Here is a 20588-nt window from a genome sequence, read left to right on the forward strand (position 1 = left end):
CGCAGGCTGCACGAACGTCACCCGCCTGCACCGCGAGCTGATCGCCGAGAACGCCCCCGTCACGTACCAGATGGTCCGCGCCTACATCGCCACCCTGCGCGCCGCACCGCCGCAGGCGCCGCCGCCTCCGCCGACCGTGCGGCGGGTCACCGGCTGGCTCACCCGCCACCCCGCGGCCCTGAGCGAACACGAGCACGCCGCGATGAAGGACGTACTGGCCCGCTGCCCCGAACTGGATGCCGCCGCCGAAGGCGTCCGCAACTTCGGCGAGATCCTCACCTGCCGCCTCGGCTCCACGCTCCCGGCCTGGATCGACGCCGTCGAAGCCAGCCAGTTGCCCGGCCTCACAGGCTGCGCACTCCACCTGCTCCGAGACCTCGACGCCGTGACCGCCGGCCTCACCCTTCACTGGAGCTCCGGCGGTACGGAAGGCGCCGTTGACCGCATCAAGAAGATCAAAGGCAGCTCTACGGACGCGCCGGATTCGAACTACTCCGCAAGTCGATCCTGCTCCAATAACCCTCCGTTGTCGCTCGCCAAGATCTCAGAGCACTGCCTGTCTTGCCCCCGCTTCGACGTGGATCAAAAGTGCGTGGCGATCCCGAAGACGCGGCGGAGTTGCGCCATGTCCTGGCGGTCGCGTTCCGTCGGTTCGTACCCCTGATGGAAGTAGACCTGCTGTTCGGCGGACAAGCACGGGACGAGCGTTCCCCGGATGGTGCCCGTCAAGAAGCAGGACGAGGGATAGGCGAAGGGATGTTGCGGGTCAGGTGACGCCTGCACCGCAGAGCCGTCATCACTGAAGACCAGCGGATGAAGGTCGATCTCCCGGCCGTCCGGAGCCTTCACGACGAACCGGATGGGCCTCCAGTTCAGGCTCTCCACGAAACCTGCCGCTGAGAGGGCCGTCAGCACGGCGGCTTCCTGGTCTTGCCGGTGCATCAAGTCCAAGTCGCGATGGTCTCGGGTCTGCTCGCCGATCAGAGCGTCGATTCCCCATCCGCCACCGACCCAGACATCAGCCTCAGCTCGCTGTAACAGGGCCAGGACGAACAACACGTCATCAGCTGTCATCACCCGACGCAGGCTAGGAGCGTCAGCGTCAGGCAGCGAGTCAATTCTCTCGGAAGAAGCAGGGCATGTCCCGCGCAGGGGAGGCGCGCTACGTCTGCGACTCAGCGGCCTTCGGCCCTTGGCCGGGGCTCGGCAAGTTACTCTCCGCGACCGCTCCCCAAGATCTGTGCCAGAGCCGAGTTTCGGCGACGCCGGGGGGCTTGCGGGGAAAAGGGGTCCTCAGCGTCCGGTCCGCGGCCCTGCTCGGCCTTCGTCTGAGAATTCAGTCCCCGGTCACAGTTCACGTTCCAGCAGCGCGGCGACCTGCCGATACCGGCTGACCGGCACCAGATGGACACCGTCGAATGCGCCGCTGTCGCGGATGGCCAGGATCTGTTCGCATGCTGCTGCGACGCCGGCGTCGCGGTCGCGTTCCACGTCTGCGACCAACTGGCCGGGGATGTCGATGTCGGGGATTTTGGCTGCGAGGTTGCGGGCCATGCCGGCGCTGGCCAGTACCATCACCCCTGCATACACCGGCACGCTCAGCGAGACGCTGTCGCGCCAGCGCAGCAGACTCTCCAACGAGTAGCTGACCTGGGCGAAGACGAAGTCGGCAGCGCTCTTCCACCCGGGCAGCGGACGCAGCCCGGAGGTGACCCCGGCCCGGAAGGGGCCGCAGCCGCCGAATGCCGGGTCCTGCTCCGCTGCCCGCACCTGTTCGATCATGGCGCGGACGGTCAGCTCGCTGGTTCGGCCTCCCGCACTGGGTTTGTCGCCGTGGACGAACAGGAACCGCTCCACCCCATAAGCGGCGGCCGTCAACAGGTCGCGCTGGAAACCCAGCAAGTTACGATCCCGCGAGTTCAGACAGGCGATCGAGCGTGCGCCCATGGCCTGGACTTCGTGAGCCACCGCGACACTCGACACGGTCGCCCGGCCGATGTGGTTGTCGGGGATCAGGAACGAGTCGGCGATCGGGCTCAATACGCCGATCTGGTGACGTACGCGGGTCAGGTCGGGGCGAGTGGGCGGCTCGACCTCACAGATCAGCTCGAAACGACGATCAGCCATGCCCGGATCCTATCGACGCCTCGGTTGAGGCTCAGAGAGTTCGGGCCAGCGCGTGGGACGGGACCCTAGCGCCGCCAGGGACGTCATCATCCCAGGCTCGTCGGACGACGCGGACGGCACGGATCGGCTGCCTCCCGGACTGGAAAGGGCTCAGTGCCGAGGGAGATCTGATGTTCCCGCGGCTGATGGAGCGATGCGGCAGTCGTCGGCAACTGGCCGGACCAGGGGGCGATGTTGCCCTCAACGACTGGACGACGGGATCTTGGTCACCCAGCAGCCGACGAGCGCCGTCCGGCATCCGAGTCAGGAGATGGATGGCCTCTGCCGGGTCACCCGCGTGTCCCCTCCACATGGCGAGTTTGTCGAGCACGGTCAACCATGCGGCGTAGTCGCGGCCAAGACGGTCCTCAACGGCCGTCAGGAGCGCACTGCAGCCGTCGACGGCCGCGCCGGCGCGAGCCGGCTGTTGGTCGGGGTGGCGCTCCGCCTTGCTGGGAGCAGAACCAGGGGGGACCGTCACGTTCTCTAGACGTGTCGTATATAGGCTATGTAGAGTACGAGTATGGGGAGTCCGCGTATGACCCTGCAGACCCAACTGGTGCTGCGGGCTTTGCTGGAGGATCCCGCCAAGGAGCGCTACGGCCTTGAGCTGTGCGGGCTGGCGGGGCTGCCGTCGGGCACCATCTATCCGATCCTGGCGCGGCTGGAACAGGTCGGCTGGGTGGACAGTACCTGGGAGGACCCGGCCGTCCACGAGGAAGCCGGCCGGCCCCGCCGCCGCTTCTACCGGATCAGCGAGGACGGCGCCGAACAGGCCCGCCTGGCCCTCGCCCGTGCCTACCGCGCCCGTAGGCAGCCGCTGCCGGGCTGGGCGGCCGTGCACCCGGTCGGCGATGGGGGAGCGTCATGAAAGCCCGACTCCGGTTAGTGCTCGGGCTGAGCGTGCGCCATGGCAACAGGCCGTCCCTCGCAGGGCTGTTGGGCGTCGTGCGTGCACACCACCCCGATGCCGACCTCGCTCCCATCCCTGATCTTGCGTGGGTATCCCCGGCTTCAGCCGGGGAGGGAAACGCATCTCAGGACCGCTCTGACGCGCAGGTCACAGAGGACGTTTTTGCTGCTCGATGTACTGACGGATCACGGTGAGCGGTGCGCCGCCACAGGAGCCGGCGAAGTAGGAGCGGGACCAGAAGACGGAGCCCATCCCGATCCGGTTGATGCGGCCGGTGTACTCAGCCCGCAGATACCGGGAGCTCACGCCCTTGAGGCTATTGATCAGCTTCGACAGGGCAACCTTCGGCGGGTAGTGCACCAGTAGATGCACATGATCGGCTTCGCCGTTGAACTCCCGCAGTTCCACCTCGAAACTGCCGCAGACCTCACGCATGATCTCTTCACAACGCTTCAGCATGCCGTCGTCGAAGACGCCGCGCCGGTACTTCGTGACGAACACCAAGTGTGCATGCAGGTTGTAGGTGACGTGACGGCCAGTGCGGATATCGAGGTTTGGTTCCCAACGTGGTGGCATACGCCAAGCGTAGTAGGATCTTCGAAGCTGACCAGGGACGGGGTGAGCCGGATGATCCGTGCGTACAAGTTCCTCATGCGGCCCACCGTGGGCCAGGCGGGCGCGCTCGCCGAGATGCTGCGCGATCACTGCTCGCTCTACAACGGAGCGTTGCAGGAACGCCGCGACGCCTACCGACACGCCTCGAAGACCACCGTCCGGTACGGGCAGCAGTCCGCCCAGCTCAAGGACATCCGCGCTTTCGACCCGGAGCGTCACGGGCGTTGGTCGTTCTCGTCTCAGCAGGCCACCTTGCGCCGGTTGGACAAGGCGTTCACTGCGTTCTTCCGGCGGGTGATGGTAGGAGACGCGCCGGGCTATCCGCGTTTCAGGTCGGGCAAGCGGTTCGACACCGTGGACTTCCCCAAGGACGGCGACGGATGCCGTTGGGACTCCACCCCGCACGACCCCGTCACCCGCGTCCGGCTCCAGGGCATCGGGCACGTCAAGGTGCACCGGCACCGGCCCGTGATCGGCAAGGTCAAGACGATCAGCGTCAAGCGTGAAGGGCGCCGCTGGTACGTCGTCCTGACCGCCGAGCAGACCGTACCCGAGCCGCTTCCGGTGACCGGCAGTGTGGTCGGCGTCGACATGGGTATATCCAACTTCCTTGCCGACTCCAACGGCGAGTTCGTACCCAACCCCCGCCACGGCCGGAAGGCCTCCGCGAAGCTTGAAGCCGCACAGCAGTCCCTCAGTCGCTGCAAGCGAGGCTCGAAGCGCCGCCGCAAGGCCGTGGAGACCGTCGCCCGACTTCACCGCAAGGTGCGCCGTCAGCGTCTGGACCACGCGCACAAGACTGCGCTCGGTCTCGTGCGGGAACACGACTTCATCGCGCACGAAGACCTCAAGATCCGCAACATGGGCAAGACCCCCGCACCGAAGCCGGACCCTGAACAGCCGGGCAACTTCCTGCCCAACGGGGCCGGAGCGAAGACCGGGCTCAACCGCTCGATTTCTGATGCCGGATGGGGGGTGTTCCTCGCGATCCTGGCCGCCAAGGCGGAAGGAGCCGGACGGCAGGTGATGGCGGTGGACCCCCGCAACACCTCCCGGCGGTGCCCCGAATGCGGGCACACCGCCAAGGAGAACCGGCCCACGCAGGAGAAGTTCCACTGCGTCTCGTGCGGGCACAACGCGCACGCTGACACGGTGGGCGCCATCAATGTCCTACGGGCCGGGCTGGTCCGTCGCGAAGCCGCACTGGCATAGCGAGAAGCCCCCTCGTTCACGAGGGGGAGGAGTCACCGAGCTCGCCCACGACGAGGCGGCCGCCCGCTGGCACGCGGGACAGACCCGCCGCAGCGGTGACCCGTACCTGACTCACTGCCTTGCCGTCGCGTGCATCGTCGCCGGCGCCTGCATGCCGCCGCCCGTGGTCTGCGCCGCCCTGCTGCACGACATCATCGATGACACACCGTGTCCGCCGGGCCGTCTGGCTGAGCAATTCGGATCGGATGTCGCCCGGTTGGTGGCAGACGTCAGTACCGTCGATCTGCGTGCGATCCCCCCGCGCGGGCGGCTCCACCCGGACGCGGCACAGCCGGCCGCCCGGCCGCTGCATGACGAGGCGGTACTGGTCATCCGCCTGGCCGACCGACTCCACAACATGCGCACCATCGAATTCGTCGACCCGGCCAAGCAACACGGCAAAGCCCGCGAGACCATCGAACTCTTCGCACCCCTGGCCCGCGCGGCAGGCCTGGCCGACGTCAGCCGTGAACTGGACGACCTTTCCGCGGCCGTGCTCCAGCCGGCACCCGCCGCGTTCGCCGTCACCATCCGCGTGCTGTCCCTGCTCACCCTGCTGCTGCCCGGCACACAGCGAGCCCGATGGCGGCAGGAATGGCAGGCGGAACTGGCCGTTCTGCCCACCCGCCGCACCCGCACCTGTTTCACCTTCCGGGTGCTGCTCAGCACGCCCCGCCTGTCCCTGACCCTGCGCCGCCCTGCCTGCCAGGAACCACGATGAGGAGCTGGGCGGCCCGCATCGGCGGCCTGCTCGGGGCGGCGGCCGCCTTCGGGACAGCCCTTGTGGATGCAGGCCCACCCGCCTGGATGGCCACAGGACTCACGGCAAGCATGCTCGTCCTGCTCGTGCTCGTCCTGTTCCTCCCGAGCGAGACACCAGCCCGCCGCCTGGTCCAACTCATCCAGGCCTGGCGCAACCCCGCCAGTCCACGCCCAGGCCCATCCACCAGCGCGTCGTCTCCGCCTGCCCGGAACGGCAGCTCCTGACCTCGCCGGCAGGCAGCCCCCTGTGACTGGGCGCGTTGGTGGCATTGAACGTCTGCCAGCTTGGATTCGCTGGTCACGGGGCTGGTGTGTGTGGTGGGTTGTGTCCTCGTGCTGGTCGGGGGCGATTGTCTGGCGTCGAGATCGTCTGTCAGCGCGCGATCTCGATGTTGGTCAATGCGAGCAGGGCGCGCAGGAGCGTGGTGGCGTGACGGACGTGCAGGCGGAGCTTGGTGAGGATGCGCCAGTTCTTCAGGTGCGCGAAGGCGTGCTCGCAGGCCGCGCGGACAGACGCGATCAGCTTATTGACCTGCTTCCTCGCAGGAATGAGTGGCTTGGTGCGGGCGGCTTTGGAGCCGGTGATGACCACGGGGTTGTGTCTCCCGCTGTAGTCGCGGCGGTTGTCCGCTCCTGTGCGGCGCCGGGCGCGGATGAAGCTGCTGGCTCAACTTCTCTGCCTGCAGCTGCAGTTCGGCCTTGCGGGCCGTGATCAGTCCGTGAAGGTCCGGTTCTGTATCCCCGGCCACCTGACGCACCTCCCGCCCGGATCGTACGGACAGGTACTCCGTCGGGGAATCCGTGGATCTCTGATCACCTGAACGGCAGACGATGCGGGAGTTCAGTGCGGCGTTCGCCGGACTTGAGCAGTGGTTGGAGGACTGGGCGTACCGGAGGGTCAAACGTTCCTGATCAGCCCGGGCGGCGAGTACGACGTCCTGTTGAGACGTGGGCGGGCCGGCCCGGAGTATCTGCTCCGGGCCGGCCCGCCCACGCACTATCAGTGTGCGGCGGGGACGGGGTCGTGGGTTGGTGCGGGTGTCTCCTTCGGATCGGGTTGGGCTGTCACCGCGGAGGGAGCGGGGGCGGGGGCGTAGGGGATCTCTCCGCGCAGGACGGCCTTGGCGCGGTCCTCGTCCAGCTCGCCCTCCCAGCGGGCGACGGCCAGGGTGGCGACGCCGTTGCCGACCAGGCTGGTCAGGGCGCGGGCTTCGGACATGAACCGGTCGACGCCGAAGATCAGTGCCAGGGCGGCGGGTGGGACGTGCGGCACGGCGCTGAGGGTGGCGGCCAGGGCGATGAAGCCGGAGCCGGTGACGCCTGCGGCGCCCTTGGAGGTGAGCAGCATGACGGCGAGCATGGTCAGCTGCTGGGTGAGGCTGAGGTCGATGCCGAGGGCCTGGGCGAGGAAGACCGAGCCCATGGTCAGGTAGATGGCGGTGCCGTCGAGGTTGAAGGAGTACCCGGCGGGCAGCGTGATGCCGACGACCGGTTTCGAGGCGCCCGCGTGCTGGAGCTTGGCCATCATGCGCGGCAGGACGGGCTCGGTGGAGGAGGTGCCCAGGACGATCAGCAGTTCTTCCTTGATGTAGCGCAGGAAGGGCAGCAGCCGCAGTCCGTTCAGGCGCATCACGGTCCCGAGGACGACCAGGACGAAGAAGAGGGCGGTCAGCCAGAACGATCCGACCAGCAGGGCCAGGTGGCGCAGGGTGCCCAGGCCGTAGTTGCCGATGGTGAAGGCCATCGAGCCGAACGCGCCGATGGGGGCGAGCCGCATGATCCAGCGGATGAGCGTGAACAGGACCGTGGAGAACTTCTCGATGCCGCGGGCGATGCCCAGGCCGGCCTCCCCGCTGGCGTGCAGGCCGAAGCCGAACAGCACCGACACCAGCAGCACCGGCAGGATCTCGTTGCCGGTCAGGGCGCTGACCAGGGTGGCCGGGATGATGGCGAGGGCGAACTCGGCGAAGCCCTCGTGGGCCGTGGTCGCCTCCGGCGGCAGGCCCTTGGTGGACAGGGTGGCGAGGTCGACGTGCAGACCGCTGCCCGGCTTGACGACGTTGACGACGACCAGGCCGATCACCATGGCCACGGTGGTCAGCACCTCGAAGTAGACCAGAGCCTTCAGGCTCACGCGGCCGACCGCGCGGGCGTTGCCCATGGAGGCGATGCCGTGGACGACCGTGCAGAAGATGATCGGCGCGATGAACATCTTCACCAGCGCGATGAAGCCGTCGCCCAGCGGCTTGAGGTCAGCGCCGACCGACGGCCACAGCCCGCCCACGGCGGCGCCGAGGAGGACGGCGATCAGGCACTGGATGTACAGGTGGGACAGCATCCGGCGGATGCGGCCCGGTGGTGCGGTGACGGTACCCGGGGCGGCGTCGTTGCGGCTCATGCGGGGCGTCCTTCCAGGACGGGAACGAGGAGTTCGGCTCGGGCGATGCGCCGGGCGGCGCGGTGCAGCAGCACCGTGGGGGACGCGCCGTCCGGTGCGGGGACGGCTTGGGTGGTGATCACGCCGGCGGGGGTGCCCAGGCGCAGCGTGCCGTCGGCGGTCTGCCGGGCGACGCGGTGGGCGAGGGTGCCGGGGGTGGCGGCGGCCGTGGCCAGGGCCACGGCGGAGGTGAGGCCGATCGCCGGGTGCGGGGCGTGCATGGAGACCATGCGCACGGCCAGGTCGTACTCGTCCTGGTCGACGAGGATGCCCTGGGTGGTGCGATAGGGGGCAGGCCGGGCGATGATGCCCACTTTCGGCACCGCGTGGCTGACCGGATCGCCCTCGCGGGCCAGGCCCATGGCCAGCGCTGCCTGGCGGCGTAGCAGGGTCAGCGCGGGCACTGCGGCGGCGAACGCGGTGAGGGATTCCGTGCCGTCGAGGCCGAACGCCTTGGCCTCGAACAGCGCGGCCGGCGCGCCGGCGTCCACCAGGGACGCCTCGACGGGGCCGTCCGGGCCGGTCAGTTCGTCCAGCGCCCGGCCGGTCGGCAGAGCGTTGCCGGTCGTAGAGCCCGCCGGGTCCTGGAACCCGAGCAGGACCGGCACGCCCGGCGCCGCGGTGCCCGGCACCAGGGCCGTGCCCTGCTCCGGTGCCACGCCCGCCGGGGTGGGGATCGTGCCGGTGAGGCGGGCCCCGGTGTTGACGTTGAGCATGCGGACCGTGGTGGTGTCCGACGCGATCGGCACGAGAGCGTGGTGGACGGCGTACAGGGCCACGGCGGTGGCGCAGTTGCCGCAGTTGCTGGCCCACTCCACGCGCTCGTCGCCGATACCGACCTGTGCGAAGGCGTACTCGACATCCACACCGGGCTGGGACGACGCCTGTACGACGGCGGCCTTGGAGGTGGTGGAGGAAGCGCCGCCCACGCCGTCGATCTGGCGGGGGTCGGCGGCGTTGAAGGCGGCGAGCAGCAGGGCATCGACGTCCACGCCCGTGGCGACCACGTCGCGGTGGTCGAAGATCCAGCACTTGCTGGTTCCTCCGCGGATCATCTCGCCCTGCAGACGCAGCACAACTGACTCCTCACAGACGTGGAAGGGAAAGCCCGCCGACGGTCTCGCCGTGCGTGGTGTCCTCCACGGTGGGTTACAGCAGCGTGAAGTACAATCTCGGAAATCTGCATGGCTATTAAGCTCAAGTGAACGCTGGAGGTGGTGGCATGCTCGACGTCCGGCGCATCCTGTTGTTCACGGAGGTCGCCCGGCGCGGCTCGGTGACCGCGACCGCCCGTGCCCTCAACTACACCCCGTCAGCGGTATCGCAGCAGGTCAGCCGCCTGGAAGCGGAGGCAGGACAGCCCCTGCTGGAACGCCACGCCCGGGGCGTCACCCTCACCGACGCCGGACGGGCGCTGGCCGAACGAGGGCAACGGATCGAACGCGAACTGCAGGCCGCGGAAAACGAACTCGCCGACTACGCCGGCCTGCGCGCGGGCACCCTGCGCATCGGCACCTTCCCCACCGTCGGCGCTTCGCTCCTCCCACAGGCCGTGATCGCCTTCCGGGACGCCCACCCCGACGTACGGCTGACTGTCCGCAGCGCCCGCATCGCCGGACTCTGGACGATGCTGGAGAACCGGGAGGTCGAAATGTCGCTGATGTGGGACTACGACTGGAGCCGAATCGACCGGGAGGACATCGTCGTCACCCCACTCCTCGATGACCCGCCTGCCCTTCTCGTCAGCGACCACCATCCACTCGCCGGCCGTGACGCCGCCTCACTCGCCGACTTCGCAGACGACTCCTGGATCACCCGCGCCGACCATCACCCGGTGGCCGAGGCCCTGGTCCGCGGCTGCCGCGCCGTCGGCTTCGAGCCCCACATCGCCTACGAGGCCCACGACTACCAGGAGGCCCAGGCCATGGTCGCCGCCGGCATCGGCGTCGCCCTCGCCCCCACCCTGGCCCTGGAGGGCATCCGACCCGCCGTCAACGTCCTGCCCCTCCAGCCGCCGGCCCCCATCCGCCGCATCCTCCTGGTTCGCATGGCCGACCACTCGCTCACCCCCGCCGCCCTGGCCTTCGCCGGACTCCTCCGCGGCGCCGCTGCGGCCCGAACCCTCTGACACCGAACCACGCCCGCCGGTCATGGAACCGTCGCGCTCACCACGGGGAACCCAGGCCCCCGCACTTCGGTGTTGGACGTGGGCAACGGGCGGCGCCAAGCAACCCTGTCAGCGGATCCGGGGCAGCGCCTTGTCCGGGTGCGCGGCTTGCACGTACTTGACGGCGCTCGTGGGGTGGCCCACCTGAAGAACTGGCGCATCCTCACCAAGCTCCGCCTGCACGTCCGTCACGCCACTACGCTCCTGCGCGCCCTGCTCGTATTGACCAACATCGAGATCGCTACTGCCTGGGCCGCCGCACCCCCACCCTCCCGGACGAGCCCATCGACCAGACCGTGGGCTGGTGCGAGCTCCCGGTCGTCTTCCGGGACAGCCGCATGCTGCCGGCCCGGCCCCGGCCTGCAGGTGCCTCGATCACCCAGGCCGGGGGTTTGAGTGAGTGTCAGGTCCATCATGCCTGCTCGGGCGTGGTTTGCGGTAGGACCGAGCGCACGTCCGTTCAGGCTTGTCCGGAGTGATGGCCGGCCCGCAGACTCGTCGTCATCCACTCTCCGACGTCCGTGTCGGCATCCCCTGTGGGGTGTCGACGCGTTCGTCGTGCTGTCTCGTGGTGGGACGGGTGCCGGTGGGGGTGGGGGAACGGAGGGGGATCGATGGATCAGGACATGGTCATGCGGGCGAGGGTCGAGTTGCTCGGTGCCAACCGGCGGGTGGTACGCGGCGCCGAAGGGCTGCGGATCTACCGCCTGCTGACGCAGGTGGAGCCGGAGGTGTACGGGTCGAAGCTGGCGTACGTTCTGGTGGAGGCCAGCGCGTCGTGGTTGGTGCGGGAGCTGCCCGGGCAGCGGCTGGCGCTGTTGGACGAGGCGGTTGCGGTGGCGTCGGCCCTGGACGCTGCGAATCCCTACCGGGCCAGGGTGCTGGCGAAGGCGTTTGCTGCCCGGCGGGAACTCGAGGGCCGGCAGAGACGCGGGATGTGAGACAGGTGCCCGCGTGCCGCGGCGTCCCTGCGGGCTGTCATGACTCAGAGCCCACGGTCGGCAAGGAGGGCCGGCGTGGTGAGCGAGGCGTCCGCGACGCCGTCGGCGATCGGGCAGCGGGCCTCGAGGAACCCTCGGGAGTGCCGTGGGCGCTGGCGGCGCCGCCCGCACCGGATACGGGGAGATGACGGAGCCTGCCTCTCACCGTTGTGCCGGTGGGCCTTGCTGCTGCTCCGCTCGCTCGGCTTCGGGCGGGCGGAGCCGTAGGGACGGCACAGCCCGAGACAGGTCCCCGGTAGACGGCCCAGGTCGTCGGCGGGAGCGGCTCCAGCGTGCACGCGACGCCCTGCGGACTGCCGGTCTGAGGCCGACGACAGAGCGTGTTGCCGGACGCGCGGCGGTCCTGTAGCCGCGGTTCGACTCGGCGCCGTGCTGTGGGCTGCAGTTCGCGGGCGGTGCGTCAGACGTGCACGGATCCTGATCGGTCGCGTGCCTGCCCGCTGCGTACCCGGTAGACGCCGGGGCTGACTTCATCGGCTTGCTCTTGACCGACCGTAAGAAGCAACCGACCGAAGTCAGCGCGGCCCGAGGGCCCCTCAGGCCGCCATCAGCGCCGCCAGGGCGCGGTCCATCGCGGCGTTGAACTCTTCCGGCGTCAGCGGCAGCCGGGACTTGACGTCCCGACTCCATTGGTCGGCGAGGACCTCGGCGGAGCCCGCCTCGACACCGTCGAGCGCCGCGTCGGCCAGGTCCGACGGAGCGATCTTGTCCACCGGCCAGCCCGCCGCCATGTCGGTGTCGGCCAGGCCGAGGTGTACCGCTGTGACGAGCGTGCCCTGCTCGGCGAGCTCCAGACGGACGCCGTTGGTCATGGCCCAGGCGGCGGCCTTGGTCAGGTGGTAGGCATTGGCGCCCTTGCCCCCGAACCACGACATGGCGGAGAGGACGTTGACGATCGCGCCCCCGCCGTTCCTGGCGAGCGCCGGCGCGAACTCCCGGATCATTCCCAGGTGGCCGAACATGTTGGTCTCCAGCTCGTGCCGCACCGCGTCCAGCGAACCGGTCACCAGGTCGGTCCCCGTACTGATTCCCGCGTTGTTGATGAGCAGCGAGACGTCCGGGGCGGCCGCGGCGGCGGCCCTCACGGATGCGGGATCAGCGATGTCGAGGGGCAGTACCTCGACCCCGGGCAGGTCCACGGTCTCCGGTCGGCGGGCCGTCGCGTAGACCTTGTGGGCGCCCCGTTCGAGCAGGCGCTGGGCGAAGGCGCGGCCCAGGCCGCGGTTGGCTCCGGTGACAAGGGCGACGGAGTTGTTGATGTCCATGCCCGGTACGCTAAAACCTGACGCTGGCGTCAGAGGCAAGTGCTGGCCGTCAGGACCGGGGCGAAAGGAATCACCATGACCGTCACGGAGGCTGCGGCCGAGCGGCTGGTCCGCATCGGCGAGGTGGCACGGGGCGCCGGCGTCTCGGTACGCGCCGTGCGCTACTACGAGCAGCAGGGGCTGCTCATCGCGGAGCGCAGCCCGTCGGGCCAGCGCCTCTACCGGCAGGACACCGTTACCTTGGTGCGCTTCTTCCAGCAGATGTTCGCCGCCGGTCTGACCAGCCGAAGGATCGCGGAACTCCTTCCATGCTGGGACACCGGGCACACCGACGCCGAGCAACGAGCCATGCTGCGCGCCGAGCGCGACCGCATCCAGGCCAAGGTCGACGACCTGCAGGCCGCCCTGGAGCGCCTCGACGAGGTCATCGCTATCACGGACACGCACCCGTAGGCGCGGTCGGTCGGACGTCGCACCAGCGATCTACGACGGGGGTATTAGCCGGCGCGTTCGGCGAGCGCAATGGCCCGTTGCAGCGTCTGTCGAGCCTGGGCCAGTTCGTCCGCGCGCTGATCAAGACGGGCAAGCTGGGTGCGGAGGGTGTCCACTACTCCCGGGCACGGCCGCAGTGAACCGTCGGCGAGTGCGCAAGGCAGCACCTGCCGGATCACCTGGGTTGGTAGTCCCGCAGCCAACAGGGCGCGGACCTGCGCGACCGTCTGCTCGGCATCGTCGTCGTAGTCGCGGTACCCGTTGACCTGCCGCCTCGGGGTCAGCAGCCCGACGCGTTCGTAGTAGCGGAGCCGGCGCTCACTCGTGCCGGTCCGCCTCGCCAACTGCCCGATCAGCATCCGTACCCTTGTCTCTCCGGTGCACTTGACCTTCCCACGGTGTCAATGTTCAACACTGGGCGCGCGGCCGTACTTCCCCAGGTCGCTGCCATGACCAGGAGAGCCCCGTGATCATCGATGCGCACAGTCATGTCCACGACCCTCTACACAGCCAAGTTGCCCTGCTGGATGAAGCAGGCGTGGATCGCGCTGTGGTGTTCGCCACCCGGCCACATCCTGAACGGGCCAGCGACCTGGCCTCGTTGCGACGCGAGATGAACGTACTGGCCGGTGCGGTCGGTGGCCGCGCCAATGCCCTCGACGGTTACCAGACCGCGTGGCAGGAACTCGACGCCGCTCTCGCAGCACATCCTGACCGATTCATCGGCTTCCGTTCCGTCAGGCTCGATCTGCCCGCCGAGCAGATCGCCGTGGATGTCGAACGAGACGTCGTCGGCCGGGGCTTCCACGGCATCGGTGAGCTGACCCCACCCCCCGGCCAGGCCAGCCGGATCGAGCCGGTCCTGCGCGCAGCGGCCGATCACGGGCGGCTCCCGGTGGTCGTGCACGGAGCCGCACCGGCCACCGAGGGCGACCTGACCACCATGGTCGGCCTCGCGCTCCGCTATCCGACCGTTCCCCTGGTGATCAGCCAACTCGGCGGCCAGCACTGGCTGACCGCAATCGAGGCGGTACGGGACACCCCGAACATGTTCCTCGAGCTGTCCACAGCCAACATCATCTTCGCAGTCCGACTGGCGATCAACGAAGTACCCGACCGCACGCTCTTCGGCTCGGACGCCCCATACGGCGACCCGGTTCTCTCCCGCCTGACCGTCGAACGCGTCACTCGTCCGGGAACACTGCGCGACCGCGTACTCGGCGACACCCTCGCCGAGCTGCTTGGACTCTGAACAGCACCCACTCCTCACTGATAGAGCCCACCGTGACGCTCTGCGACCGGACCACACCAAGTGGATCAGAGCCAAGTCTCACGGCCGGATCCAGCGCCCCTCGACCCCCGGAGCATTGCCGCCCCAGCAGACGATCACCCGGTGTCGGACAGCAGAACTCCCGGCGGCGTGCCAGCGGGCCGCAGCCACCCGTGGGCTGCCGTCGCGCCCGACAGCACCGTTTTCCGGTAACCGCGCACCCCGGCTGACTCCAGGCACGCAGCAGCATGAGCGCCGGCCGCGTCACCGCCGACGCCACCGCCATGAGTGAGAGCGATGCTGAGAAAACCGAACAGCGCCAGCACACCGATCCTGACCTCGTCCATCCGTCCCATCCTTTCGACAAGGTCGGACAGAGCGGGCGCGCTCAGTCCGGCCACGTACAGGTGACGAACCGAGATCGCGCCGGTGCAGCGACTCAGGGCGGTGTCTCAGGTTGCAGGCCGGAGCCGAGCACAGGGTGTTCCTTCCTGCCTCAGCCAGCAGTTTTTGCGCGGCAGGTCCGACAGCAGCCCGAGCACCAACCGCCCGAATCGACGTCGGGGTTCGACCTGTGCGAACCGGCCCGCGATCCGGGCCGTCAGGCCCTCGAACGCCTCCTGCCAGCGGGCAGGGTCTACGCTGTGACCTGCGGCCACCGCATGATCTTCAGTCTTCACACACCGATGATCAACGGTGGCCGCACCCGTCTCCACAACGCGTCAGGGTCGCGCAGCGTCTGTCTGCCGTCATGTGTCTGGAGGACTTGTGCAACGTGGTGAAGTCTGGTGGGTCCAGTTCGACGAGCGGAGGTTGGTCGTACTGCTGTCGGGAGACGACACGTCCGGGATCCGGGTGATGCAGGTCGTCGCTCCGGCGGGCATCGACATCAGCGGTCTGGGTATCGAAGTGACGGTCGGCGCCGGTGAAGGACTGCCGTTCGAAGGCGTGCTGCGGCTCGCGTTCCCGCGTCCAGGCTTCACCCCGTGCACGTGGCTGACCACTGTGTCCCGGGACGACCTGATAGAGCGGGCGGCCGTCCTGTCCTCCGTGAAGCTCAGCGAGATTGACGACGCCCTCCGACTCGCTGAACAAGCGCAGGAGCGGACCCCGGCCACGACCGCGAAGCTCAGCGAGATGAGGGATGCCCTCCGTCTCGGTGAACTCGGGTAGACGGAGAAGGAGCCGACGCCCGGACGGCGTGGGCGATCTCGGGCGAGATGATCGACACTGGCCACCTGCTGCCTCGGCGCCCCTCACCACCGAGATCACGATCTACGGCTGGAGTACCGACCATCGGCGGCCGGGGGGAAGACACCCCGGAGCAGTCAATCAAGATGTGCTGGTACTCCAGCCGTAGACGTGATCTTCATAGTTGAAGGGCGGCCTGGCGTCGGTAGTGGCTGCGTCGGCCAGGGCTTGGTCGCGGCGTTCGTGGGCGGCCGTGACCGCGAGGAAGGCGTGGGAGAGCAGGGCCAGGGTGACCCAGCGGTGCCGGAGTCCCAGCGGCGGACCTGGTGCTCGTCCAGCCCGGCCAGGGTCTTCGAGTTCTGGAACGTCTCCTCCACCGTCGAGCGGTTTCCGGCGACCTTGACGATGGTGGACAGCGGCACCGGGCGGGGCGCATAGCAGCGGTAGTAGGCGAGTCCGCCGGTGCGACGGTTGCGGCGGATCAACAGGTGCTGATGGCGGCCAAGGCCGGGGCGGTGATGGCGATCTGGGCCCAGTCGTACCAGCGGTGCCCCTTCGCACCGCGTCCGGCGGACAGTTTCTGTCAGCCCGCTTGGGGTCTTCTTGGCCAGGTGGTCGGCGCGCTGTCCTCCGACCGGGGTGGGGACGCGGTGGGTGCTGGAGACCGCGAGCACGTAGCCGAGCTGCCGCCGCTCCAGGGCGGCGCGCAGGTGCGGGTTGTCGCCATAGACCTCGTCGCCGGCCGCCCATGCGGCCGCAACTCCCGTGTCCAGGGTGGCTCGATCATCTGTCGGGCGAGCTGCGCCTTGGTGGCGAAGCCGACGTCGTCGGGGACAGTGGCCTCTCCGCAGCGGTCCAGGTCGCTCGTCCAGGACTTGGGCAGGTAGAGCGCGCGATCGACAACGGCGTGTCCGTGGCGGGAGGCGTAGGTGAGGTAGACGGCGACCTGGCGTTCTCGATCCGCCCGGCGGTGCCGGTGTACTGGCGCTGGACGCCGACGGTGCGGGTGCCCTTCTTCAGATCGCCAGTCTCGTCCATCACCAGCACGGCCTGGTCGTCGGCCACGTGCTCCAGCACGAACGCCCGCAGGTCGTCCCGGACGAGGTCGGCGTCCCATTTGGCGCGGCCGCGCAGGTGCTGCAGGCCGTCGGGGTGGCGTCCCCGGCGTGCTCGGCGATCGTCCAGCAGTTCTTGCGCGGCAGGTCCGCCAACAATTCGGAGCACCAACTGCCTGGCGCGAAGCCGGGGGTTCGACCCGGCAGAATTGTCCCGCGATCCGCTCCATCAGGCCCTCGAACGTCGCCCGCCAGCGGCAGGCACTGCGCTCTGACCTGCGGCCACTGCTTCATCGTCAGTCCACACACCTCACGATGATCACCAGTGGCCGCAGCCGTCTCCGCACCAGGTCCCACCGACTCGATCACATTCCATGTGAGGATCGGGGTCTCTTGCGAAAGCCGCTGGTCGCCGACATCCGCTGGAGATCTCCTGAGCGCGGCGTCGGCACCATGTGATCATGCCGATATGGCATCCGGTCGGATCATCTTCCTCAACGGCACCTCCAGCTCAGGGAAGTCGAGCATCGCACGGGAGCTTCTAGACATCCTGGACGACGGCGTCTTCTTCCACCTGGCAGTCGACGCCTTCAACGCGATGCGCAGTAAGCGGGAGCTCGGGGCGGAGGAACTCGATGCCGCGCTACGGCGGACCAGGATGGGCTTCCACCGCTCGATTGCGGCCATGGCGGAGGCGGGCAACGACATCGTGGTCGACCATGTGCTGAGCGAGCCGTGGCGGCTGCTCGACTGCCTGACGGTGCTGCGGCCTGAGGACGTGCTGTTCGTCGGTGTCCGCTGCCCGTTGGACGAGCTGGCCCGCCGCGAACTGGCCCGGGGCGACCGCCCGCCTGGCCTCGCGGCGCACCAGTACGACCTGGTCCACGTCCACGGTGACTACGACCTGGAGTGCGACACCAGCTCGGCAAGCCCACGTGAATGCGCACTGCAGATCAAGGAGTTTCTCCCGCACCGCCCCAGCCCCACCGCCTTCACCCGCCTCCGCCGACGCCACCTGACTGACGGCCGGGAACCGCTGACGGGGTAAGGCATGCCGACTCGGCCGTTGGTTCACTCGTGGCCGGCGCCCGAGCACCGGGTGAAGATCCACATCTACGGCTGGAGTATTAAAGGTTGTTCCGCAAGTGGGAGCTGGTCCTAGGCTGAGCCGACCCCTTTCGTGACGATCTTGCGGAGGCTGACACCTCACTCATGGAGATATCCCTGCGCGAACTTCAGGACAGCGACCTGCCCGTCTTCTGGGAACAGTTGACGGACCCCGAACTGCAGCAGATGGCAGCCGTGACCAGGAAGTACCACTACGACCGCCGCCACTTCGACCAGCACTGGGCCAAAGTGCGGTCCGATCCGGCAGTCATCGTGCGAACCGTTGTCGCCGACGGCGTCGTAGTCGGGCATGCCGCAGTATTCGGTTCACCCTCCGAGCGTGAGGTCACCTATGTCGTCGGGCGAACTCACTGGGGTCGAGGCATCGCATCCAGGGCGCTCGCTGAGCTGATCAAGCTGGAGGGCAGCCGTCCACTGCACGCCGACGCCGCTGCTGACAACGCTGGATCCATTCGTGTACTGCAAAAGTGCGGCTTCGTCATAACCGGGCACAGCCGGTGCTTTGCCCGTGCTCGGGAGCACGAGATTGATCTCGTGCACATGACGCTGAGTTGAGCCAGACAGCCGACGCAGGCTGCTCAACTGGCCAACGCGAGGTTATGTTCCACGCGCGCTCGGGCCCGGCGGTGGACGGCGTTCTCCGCTTCCTGTTGCGGGCTGAGGTGCGTCTGACCTCGTCGTTTGCAGTGCGGGATGAGCAGTCCGGCGCCCTGGTAGCCGCCGTCGGCGATGACCGGGGCACCGCGGCAGGCCCGGTCGACGCCGGACTCCGTGAACGCCCGGCAGTCGTTGCGGCTGCCGGGCCACGCCAGGCCGATCGCCACCACCGGGCGACTGTTGGCATCAATCACGACCTGCAGGTTGGTCGAGTACCGATAGTTCTTGCTGGAGGCGGCCACGCTGCGGTCGCGGGTGGGCCAGAGTGCCGTCGACGATGTAGACCGTGTCCTTGCGCGGCCGGCGGCCCGGTGAGATGGCCAGCACGGGCGCCAGGTGATCGACGATGCGGTCGGCCGCCGACTTCGAGACCCCGAACAACGGCGCCACCTGCCGCGACGTGAGGTTTGCGCGCCAGTACGTCGCCACCAGCAACACCCTGTCCTTCAGCGACAGCCGCCAGGGACGACCGCGCCGCACATCACCGCCCCGACGCCGTACCAACGCCACCAGTCTGGCGAACTGCACCTCGGCCAGCCCGGAGAAAGTCTCGATCCACTTCGGATCATCCGCTGAGATCACCCCACCCAGCTCAGCCAACGCACCAACCGCCCCTACCAGTTACGGGGCAACCCCTGGGCCCTCAAGTGGTCCAATCACCGCGGTTGCAAGCCATCTACCTGCGACAATGCCGCATGTGGTGTGTGGGAGCCAGATGTGTACGGCGGCGGGAAGTCGATTCCGAATGGCGCCGACAAGGCGTTGAACGTGTCCGGGATCTGTGTTGCAGAATCCTTTACGAACTCAGAAGTGAAGTCGAGAACTTCGCGGAGCACCGAAGACGAAGCATCTTCTCCTTGATCTCTTCGCCGGACTCGGTGGTTTCGGTGAGGTCGGGGCGCCCGACTTCCGTCTCGAAGCTGCTCCGACTTCTCTGCACGAGATTGGAAGCAGTTCGACTTCTCCGCGGACTTCTTCATCAACCCATGTTTCTTCGGGTCTGAGCTCTGTGTGCTCTATGACGACACCGCTCCTGGTGCCGGCACCGCGTCTATGGCGTACAGGTATCCGTCCCGGGTGCCGACGTAGACCACGCCGTCCGCGACGACAGGGCTCTCCACCCGTCCGCCGGTCTGTACCTTCCAGCGGACCCGGCCGTTCTCCGCTCTCACTGCCCACAGATGACCGTCGTCGCTGCCGAAGTACACCGTTTCGTCCGCCACCGCCGGGGAGGAGCCGACGCAGCCGCCCGTGACGACGTGCCATCGGGTTTTGCCGGTGGTCGCGTCGAGTGCGTAGAGGCGGTGATCCTGGGAGCCGACGTACAGAGTGTTGCCGTGGATCGCGGGCGTGGTCGCGATGCTGCTGACGCTCTGGACGTCGGGCCACGCCTGCCATCGGTGCTCGCCGGTGGCGGCGTCGAGGGCGAACACGTCATGGCCGAGTCCGTCTGCCAGATAAAGGCTGCCGTCGTGCACGAGTGGGGTACGGGACTCAAGGGCGAAGGTGGACTGCTGCCAGCGGATCCTGCCGGTGGCCGGGTCGAAGGCCCGGATCGTGCCTCGCTCGTCGACCGCGTAGAGGGTGCCGTCGGCGAGCACGGGGGCGGAGTGGTTCCAGCCGGCGCGACGGTACTTCCTCCGCCAGCGGCGACGCCCGCTTGCCGCGTCGAGGGTACGGAGGTACCGGCTGCCGTTGACGAAGTGGACCAGGCCGCCGCCTACCGCGGGCGGGGTATAGGACCACCAGTCCATCCGGCGGCGCCAGCGGGTGCGGCCGTCGGCGGCGTCCAGGGCGAAGAACCGGTCCTGGCCCGCGACGTAGACGGTATCGTCGACCACGGCGGGCGCGCTCATGAACCCCGCGTCGGGCCGGGTCCACCGAACGGTGCCGTCAGCCGTGTCGATGGCCCACAGCCCGTTGCCGGCGACATAGACGGTCCCCTCGGCGACGCACGGCGCCGAGTAGACGCTTCCGACGTGCACCCGCCAGCGCACGGTTCCGGTTCCTGTGATGCCAGACCCCGCCGTGCCCGCCGACGGTCTCGGCACGCGCAGCCGTATCCCTTGCTCCGGGCGCCAGTTTCTGCGCCGGAGGCGCTTTCTGTTCGTCATTGCACGCCTTGTGTCCGACGTTTTTGGTCAGTAGAGGTCTTCCCTCGTCACGGGCTGACAAGTCGCACGCGTCCTCCCAGCCGCACGCACCGAAGATGACCAGG

The 20588-nt window shown here is 68.4% G+C and carries 22 protein-coding genes and 2 pseudogenes; 11 read left to right on the plus strand and 13 right to left on the minus strand.

Going from position 1 to position 20588, the window contains the following annotated elements; translation table 11 throughout:
• Nucleotides 1-70 precede the first annotated feature (70 nt).
• A complete protein-coding gene (locus ACFY0P_RS46595) occupies nucleotides 71-664 on the plus strand; it encodes a transposase (RefSeq protein WP_388928449.1) in 594 nt (197 codons plus the stop codon).
• Here ACFY0P_RS46595 and ACFY0P_RS46600 read toward each other — a convergent pair.
• Both ACFY0P_RS46600 and ACFY0P_RS46605 read right to left on the minus strand, forming a co-directional pair.
• Nucleotides 583-1074: a nucleotidyltransferase domain-containing protein gene (locus ACFY0P_RS46600; RefSeq protein ID WP_388928451.1), complete on the minus strand. Its 492-nt coding sequence runs from the start codon at nucleotides 1072-1074 to the stop codon at nucleotides 583-585. The two genes, ACFY0P_RS46595 and ACFY0P_RS46600, sit on opposite strands and share 82 nt — an antisense overlap.
• Nucleotides 1075-1347: 273 nt before the next feature.
• Nucleotides 1348-2127 carry a methylenetetrahydrofolate reductase gene (locus ACFY0P_RS46605; RefSeq protein WP_388928453.1) on the minus strand — a complete coding sequence of 260 codons (780 nt, stop codon included), beginning with the start codon at nucleotides 2125-2127 and terminating at the stop codon, nucleotides 1348-1350.
• A 577-nt stretch (nucleotides 2128-2704) separates the two neighbouring features.
• Between ACFY0P_RS46605 and ACFY0P_RS46610 the strand changes: the two genes are divergently transcribed.
• Complete coding sequence (locus tag ACFY0P_RS46610; protein WP_388928455.1) at nucleotides 2705-3037, plus strand: PadR family transcriptional regulator; 333 nt, start codon at nucleotides 2705-2707, stop codon at nucleotides 3035-3037.
• Between the two features lie 189 nt (nucleotides 3038-3226).
• On the opposite strand, the gene tnpA is transcribed toward ACFY0P_RS46610, so the two are convergent.
• Nucleotides 3227-3655 carry an IS200/IS605 family transposase gene (gene tnpA, locus ACFY0P_RS46615; protein ID WP_388928457.1) on the minus strand — a complete coding sequence of 143 codons (429 nt, stop codon included), beginning with the start codon at nucleotides 3653-3655 and terminating at the stop codon, nucleotides 3227-3229.
• Nucleotides 3656-3706: 51 nt separating this feature from the next.
• Between tnpA and ACFY0P_RS46620 the strand changes: the two genes are divergently transcribed.
• A complete protein-coding gene (locus ACFY0P_RS46620; RefSeq protein WP_388928459.1) occupies nucleotides 3707-4906 on the plus strand; it encodes an RNA-guided endonuclease InsQ/TnpB family protein in 1200 nt (399 codons plus the stop codon).
• Entirely contained in the window at nucleotides 4860-5666 is an 807-nt protein-coding gene (locus ACFY0P_RS46625; RefSeq protein WP_388928461.1) for an HD domain-containing protein, read from the plus strand. Before ACFY0P_RS46620 ends, ACFY0P_RS46625 begins: the two co-directional genes overlap by 47 nt.
• Nucleotides 5667-6080: 414 nt before the next feature.
• Here ACFY0P_RS46625 and ACFY0P_RS46630 read toward each other — a convergent pair whose 3' ends face one another.
• The 3 genes from ACFY0P_RS46630 to ACFY0P_RS46640 form a co-directional block, all read right to left on the minus strand.
• Nucleotides 6081-6299, minus strand: a complete 219-nt coding sequence (locus ACFY0P_RS46630) for a transposase family protein (protein WP_388928463.1) — start codon at nucleotides 6297-6299, stop codon at nucleotides 6081-6083.
• A 408-nt stretch (nucleotides 6300-6707) separates the two neighbouring features.
• On the minus strand, nucleotides 6708-8105 hold the full coding sequence (dctA, locus tag ACFY0P_RS46635) for a C4-dicarboxylate transporter DctA (RefSeq protein WP_388928465.1): 1398 nt from the start codon (nucleotides 8103-8105) through the stop codon (nucleotides 6708-6710).
• Nucleotides 8102-9220 carry a PrpF domain-containing protein gene (locus ACFY0P_RS46640; protein ID WP_388928467.1) on the minus strand — a complete coding sequence of 373 codons (1119 nt, stop codon included), beginning with the start codon at nucleotides 9218-9220 and terminating at the stop codon, nucleotides 8102-8104. The genes dctA and ACFY0P_RS46640 overlap by 4 nt, the downstream gene beginning before the upstream one ends.
• 146 nt (nucleotides 9221-9366) lie before the next feature.
• Between ACFY0P_RS46640 and ACFY0P_RS46645 the strand changes: the two genes are divergently transcribed.
• On the plus strand, nucleotides 9367-10272 hold the full coding sequence (locus tag ACFY0P_RS46645; protein ID WP_388928469.1) for a LysR family transcriptional regulator: 906 nt from the start codon (nucleotides 9367-9369) through the stop codon (nucleotides 10270-10272).
• A 108-nt stretch (nucleotides 10273-10380) separates the two neighbouring features.
• On the opposite strand, the gene ACFY0P_RS46650 is transcribed toward ACFY0P_RS46645, so the two are convergent.
• On the minus strand, nucleotides 10381-10503 hold the full coding sequence (locus ACFY0P_RS46650; protein ID WP_388928471.1) for a hypothetical protein: 123 nt from the start codon (nucleotides 10501-10503) through the stop codon (nucleotides 10381-10383).
• A gap of 422 nt (nucleotides 10504-10925) precedes the next feature.
• On the opposite strand from ACFY0P_RS46650, the gene ACFY0P_RS46655 reads away from it, so the two are divergent.
• Nucleotides 10926-11252, plus strand: coding sequence for a hypothetical protein (locus tag ACFY0P_RS46655; RefSeq protein ID WP_388928473.1), 327 nt, complete (start codon nucleotides 10926-10928; stop codon nucleotides 11250-11252).
• 596 nt (nucleotides 11253-11848) lie between these two features.
• On the opposite strand, the gene ACFY0P_RS46660 is transcribed toward ACFY0P_RS46655, so the two are convergent.
• Nucleotides 11849-12577, minus strand: coding sequence for an SDR family oxidoreductase (locus tag ACFY0P_RS46660; protein WP_388928475.1), 729 nt, complete (start codon nucleotides 12575-12577; stop codon nucleotides 11849-11851).
• A 75-nt stretch (nucleotides 12578-12652) separates the two neighbouring features.
• Here ACFY0P_RS46660 and ACFY0P_RS46665 point away from each other — a divergent pair, with 75 nt between their 5' ends.
• The gene (locus ACFY0P_RS46665; RefSeq protein WP_388928477.1) at nucleotides 12653-13030 is read left to right on the plus strand and encodes a MerR family transcriptional regulator; all 378 of its coding nucleotides are present in this window, start codon (nucleotides 12653-12655) and stop codon (nucleotides 13028-13030) included.
• 44 nt (nucleotides 13031-13074) lie between these two features.
• On the opposite strand, the gene ACFY0P_RS46670 is transcribed toward ACFY0P_RS46665, so the two are convergent.
• A complete protein-coding gene (locus ACFY0P_RS46670; protein WP_388928479.1) occupies nucleotides 13075-13428 on the minus strand; it encodes a MerR family transcriptional regulator in 354 nt (117 codons plus the stop codon).
• Between the two features lie 107 nt (nucleotides 13429-13535).
• On the opposite strand from ACFY0P_RS46670, the gene ACFY0P_RS46675 reads away from it, so the two are divergent.
• Nucleotides 13536-14321: an amidohydrolase family protein gene (locus ACFY0P_RS46675; RefSeq protein WP_388928481.1), complete on the plus strand. Its 786-nt coding sequence runs from the start codon at nucleotides 13536-13538 to the stop codon at nucleotides 14319-14321.
• Between the two features lie 134 nt (nucleotides 14322-14455).
• Here ACFY0P_RS46675 and ACFY0P_RS46680 read toward each other — a convergent pair whose 3' ends face one another.
• Entirely contained in the window at nucleotides 14456-14686 is a 231-nt protein-coding gene (locus ACFY0P_RS46680; RefSeq protein WP_388928483.1) for a hypothetical protein, read from the minus strand.
• A gap of 421 nt (nucleotides 14687-15107) precedes the next feature.
• Here ACFY0P_RS46680 and ACFY0P_RS46685 point away from each other — a divergent pair, with 421 nt between their 5' ends.
• On the plus strand, nucleotides 15108-15512 hold the full coding sequence (locus tag ACFY0P_RS46685) for a type II toxin-antitoxin system PemK/MazF family toxin (RefSeq protein WP_388928485.1): 405 nt from the start codon (nucleotides 15108-15110) through the stop codon (nucleotides 15510-15512).
• Between the two features lie 234 nt (nucleotides 15513-15746).
• Here the strand turns inward: ACFY0P_RS46685 and ACFY0P_RS46690 are convergent.
• Nucleotides 15747-16815: pseudogene (locus tag ACFY0P_RS46690) on the minus strand (IS701 family transposase); the annotation flags it as partial.
• Between the two features lie 239 nt (nucleotides 16816-17054).
• Here ACFY0P_RS46690 and ACFY0P_RS46695 point away from each other — a divergent pair.
• Nucleotides 17055-17633, plus strand: a complete 579-nt coding sequence (locus ACFY0P_RS46695; RefSeq protein WP_388928487.1) for a chloramphenicol phosphotransferase CPT family protein — start codon at nucleotides 17055-17057, stop codon at nucleotides 17631-17633.
• Nucleotides 17634-17797: 164 nt separating this feature from the next.
• Nucleotides 17798-18268, plus strand: a complete 471-nt coding sequence (locus ACFY0P_RS46700; RefSeq protein ID WP_388928489.1) for a GNAT family N-acetyltransferase — start codon at nucleotides 17798-17800, stop codon at nucleotides 18266-18268.
• Nucleotides 18269-18303: 35 nt separating this feature from the next.
• On the opposite strand, the pseudogene ACFY0P_RS46705 reads toward ACFY0P_RS46700, so the two are convergent.
• Nucleotides 18304-18961, minus strand: a pseudogene (locus tag ACFY0P_RS46705) (transposase family protein); the annotation flags it as partial.
• 425 nt (nucleotides 18962-19386) lie between these two features.
• A complete protein-coding gene (locus ACFY0P_RS46710) occupies nucleotides 19387-20367 on the minus strand; it encodes a PQQ-binding-like beta-propeller repeat protein (RefSeq protein ID WP_388928491.1) in 981 nt (326 codons plus the stop codon).
• Between the last annotated feature and the right edge of the window lie 221 nt (nucleotides 20368-20588).

The organism is Streptomyces sp. NPDC001714, from assembly GCF_042892755.1.
GTDB lineage: Bacteria > Actinomycetota > Actinomycetes > Streptomycetales > Streptomycetaceae > Streptomyces.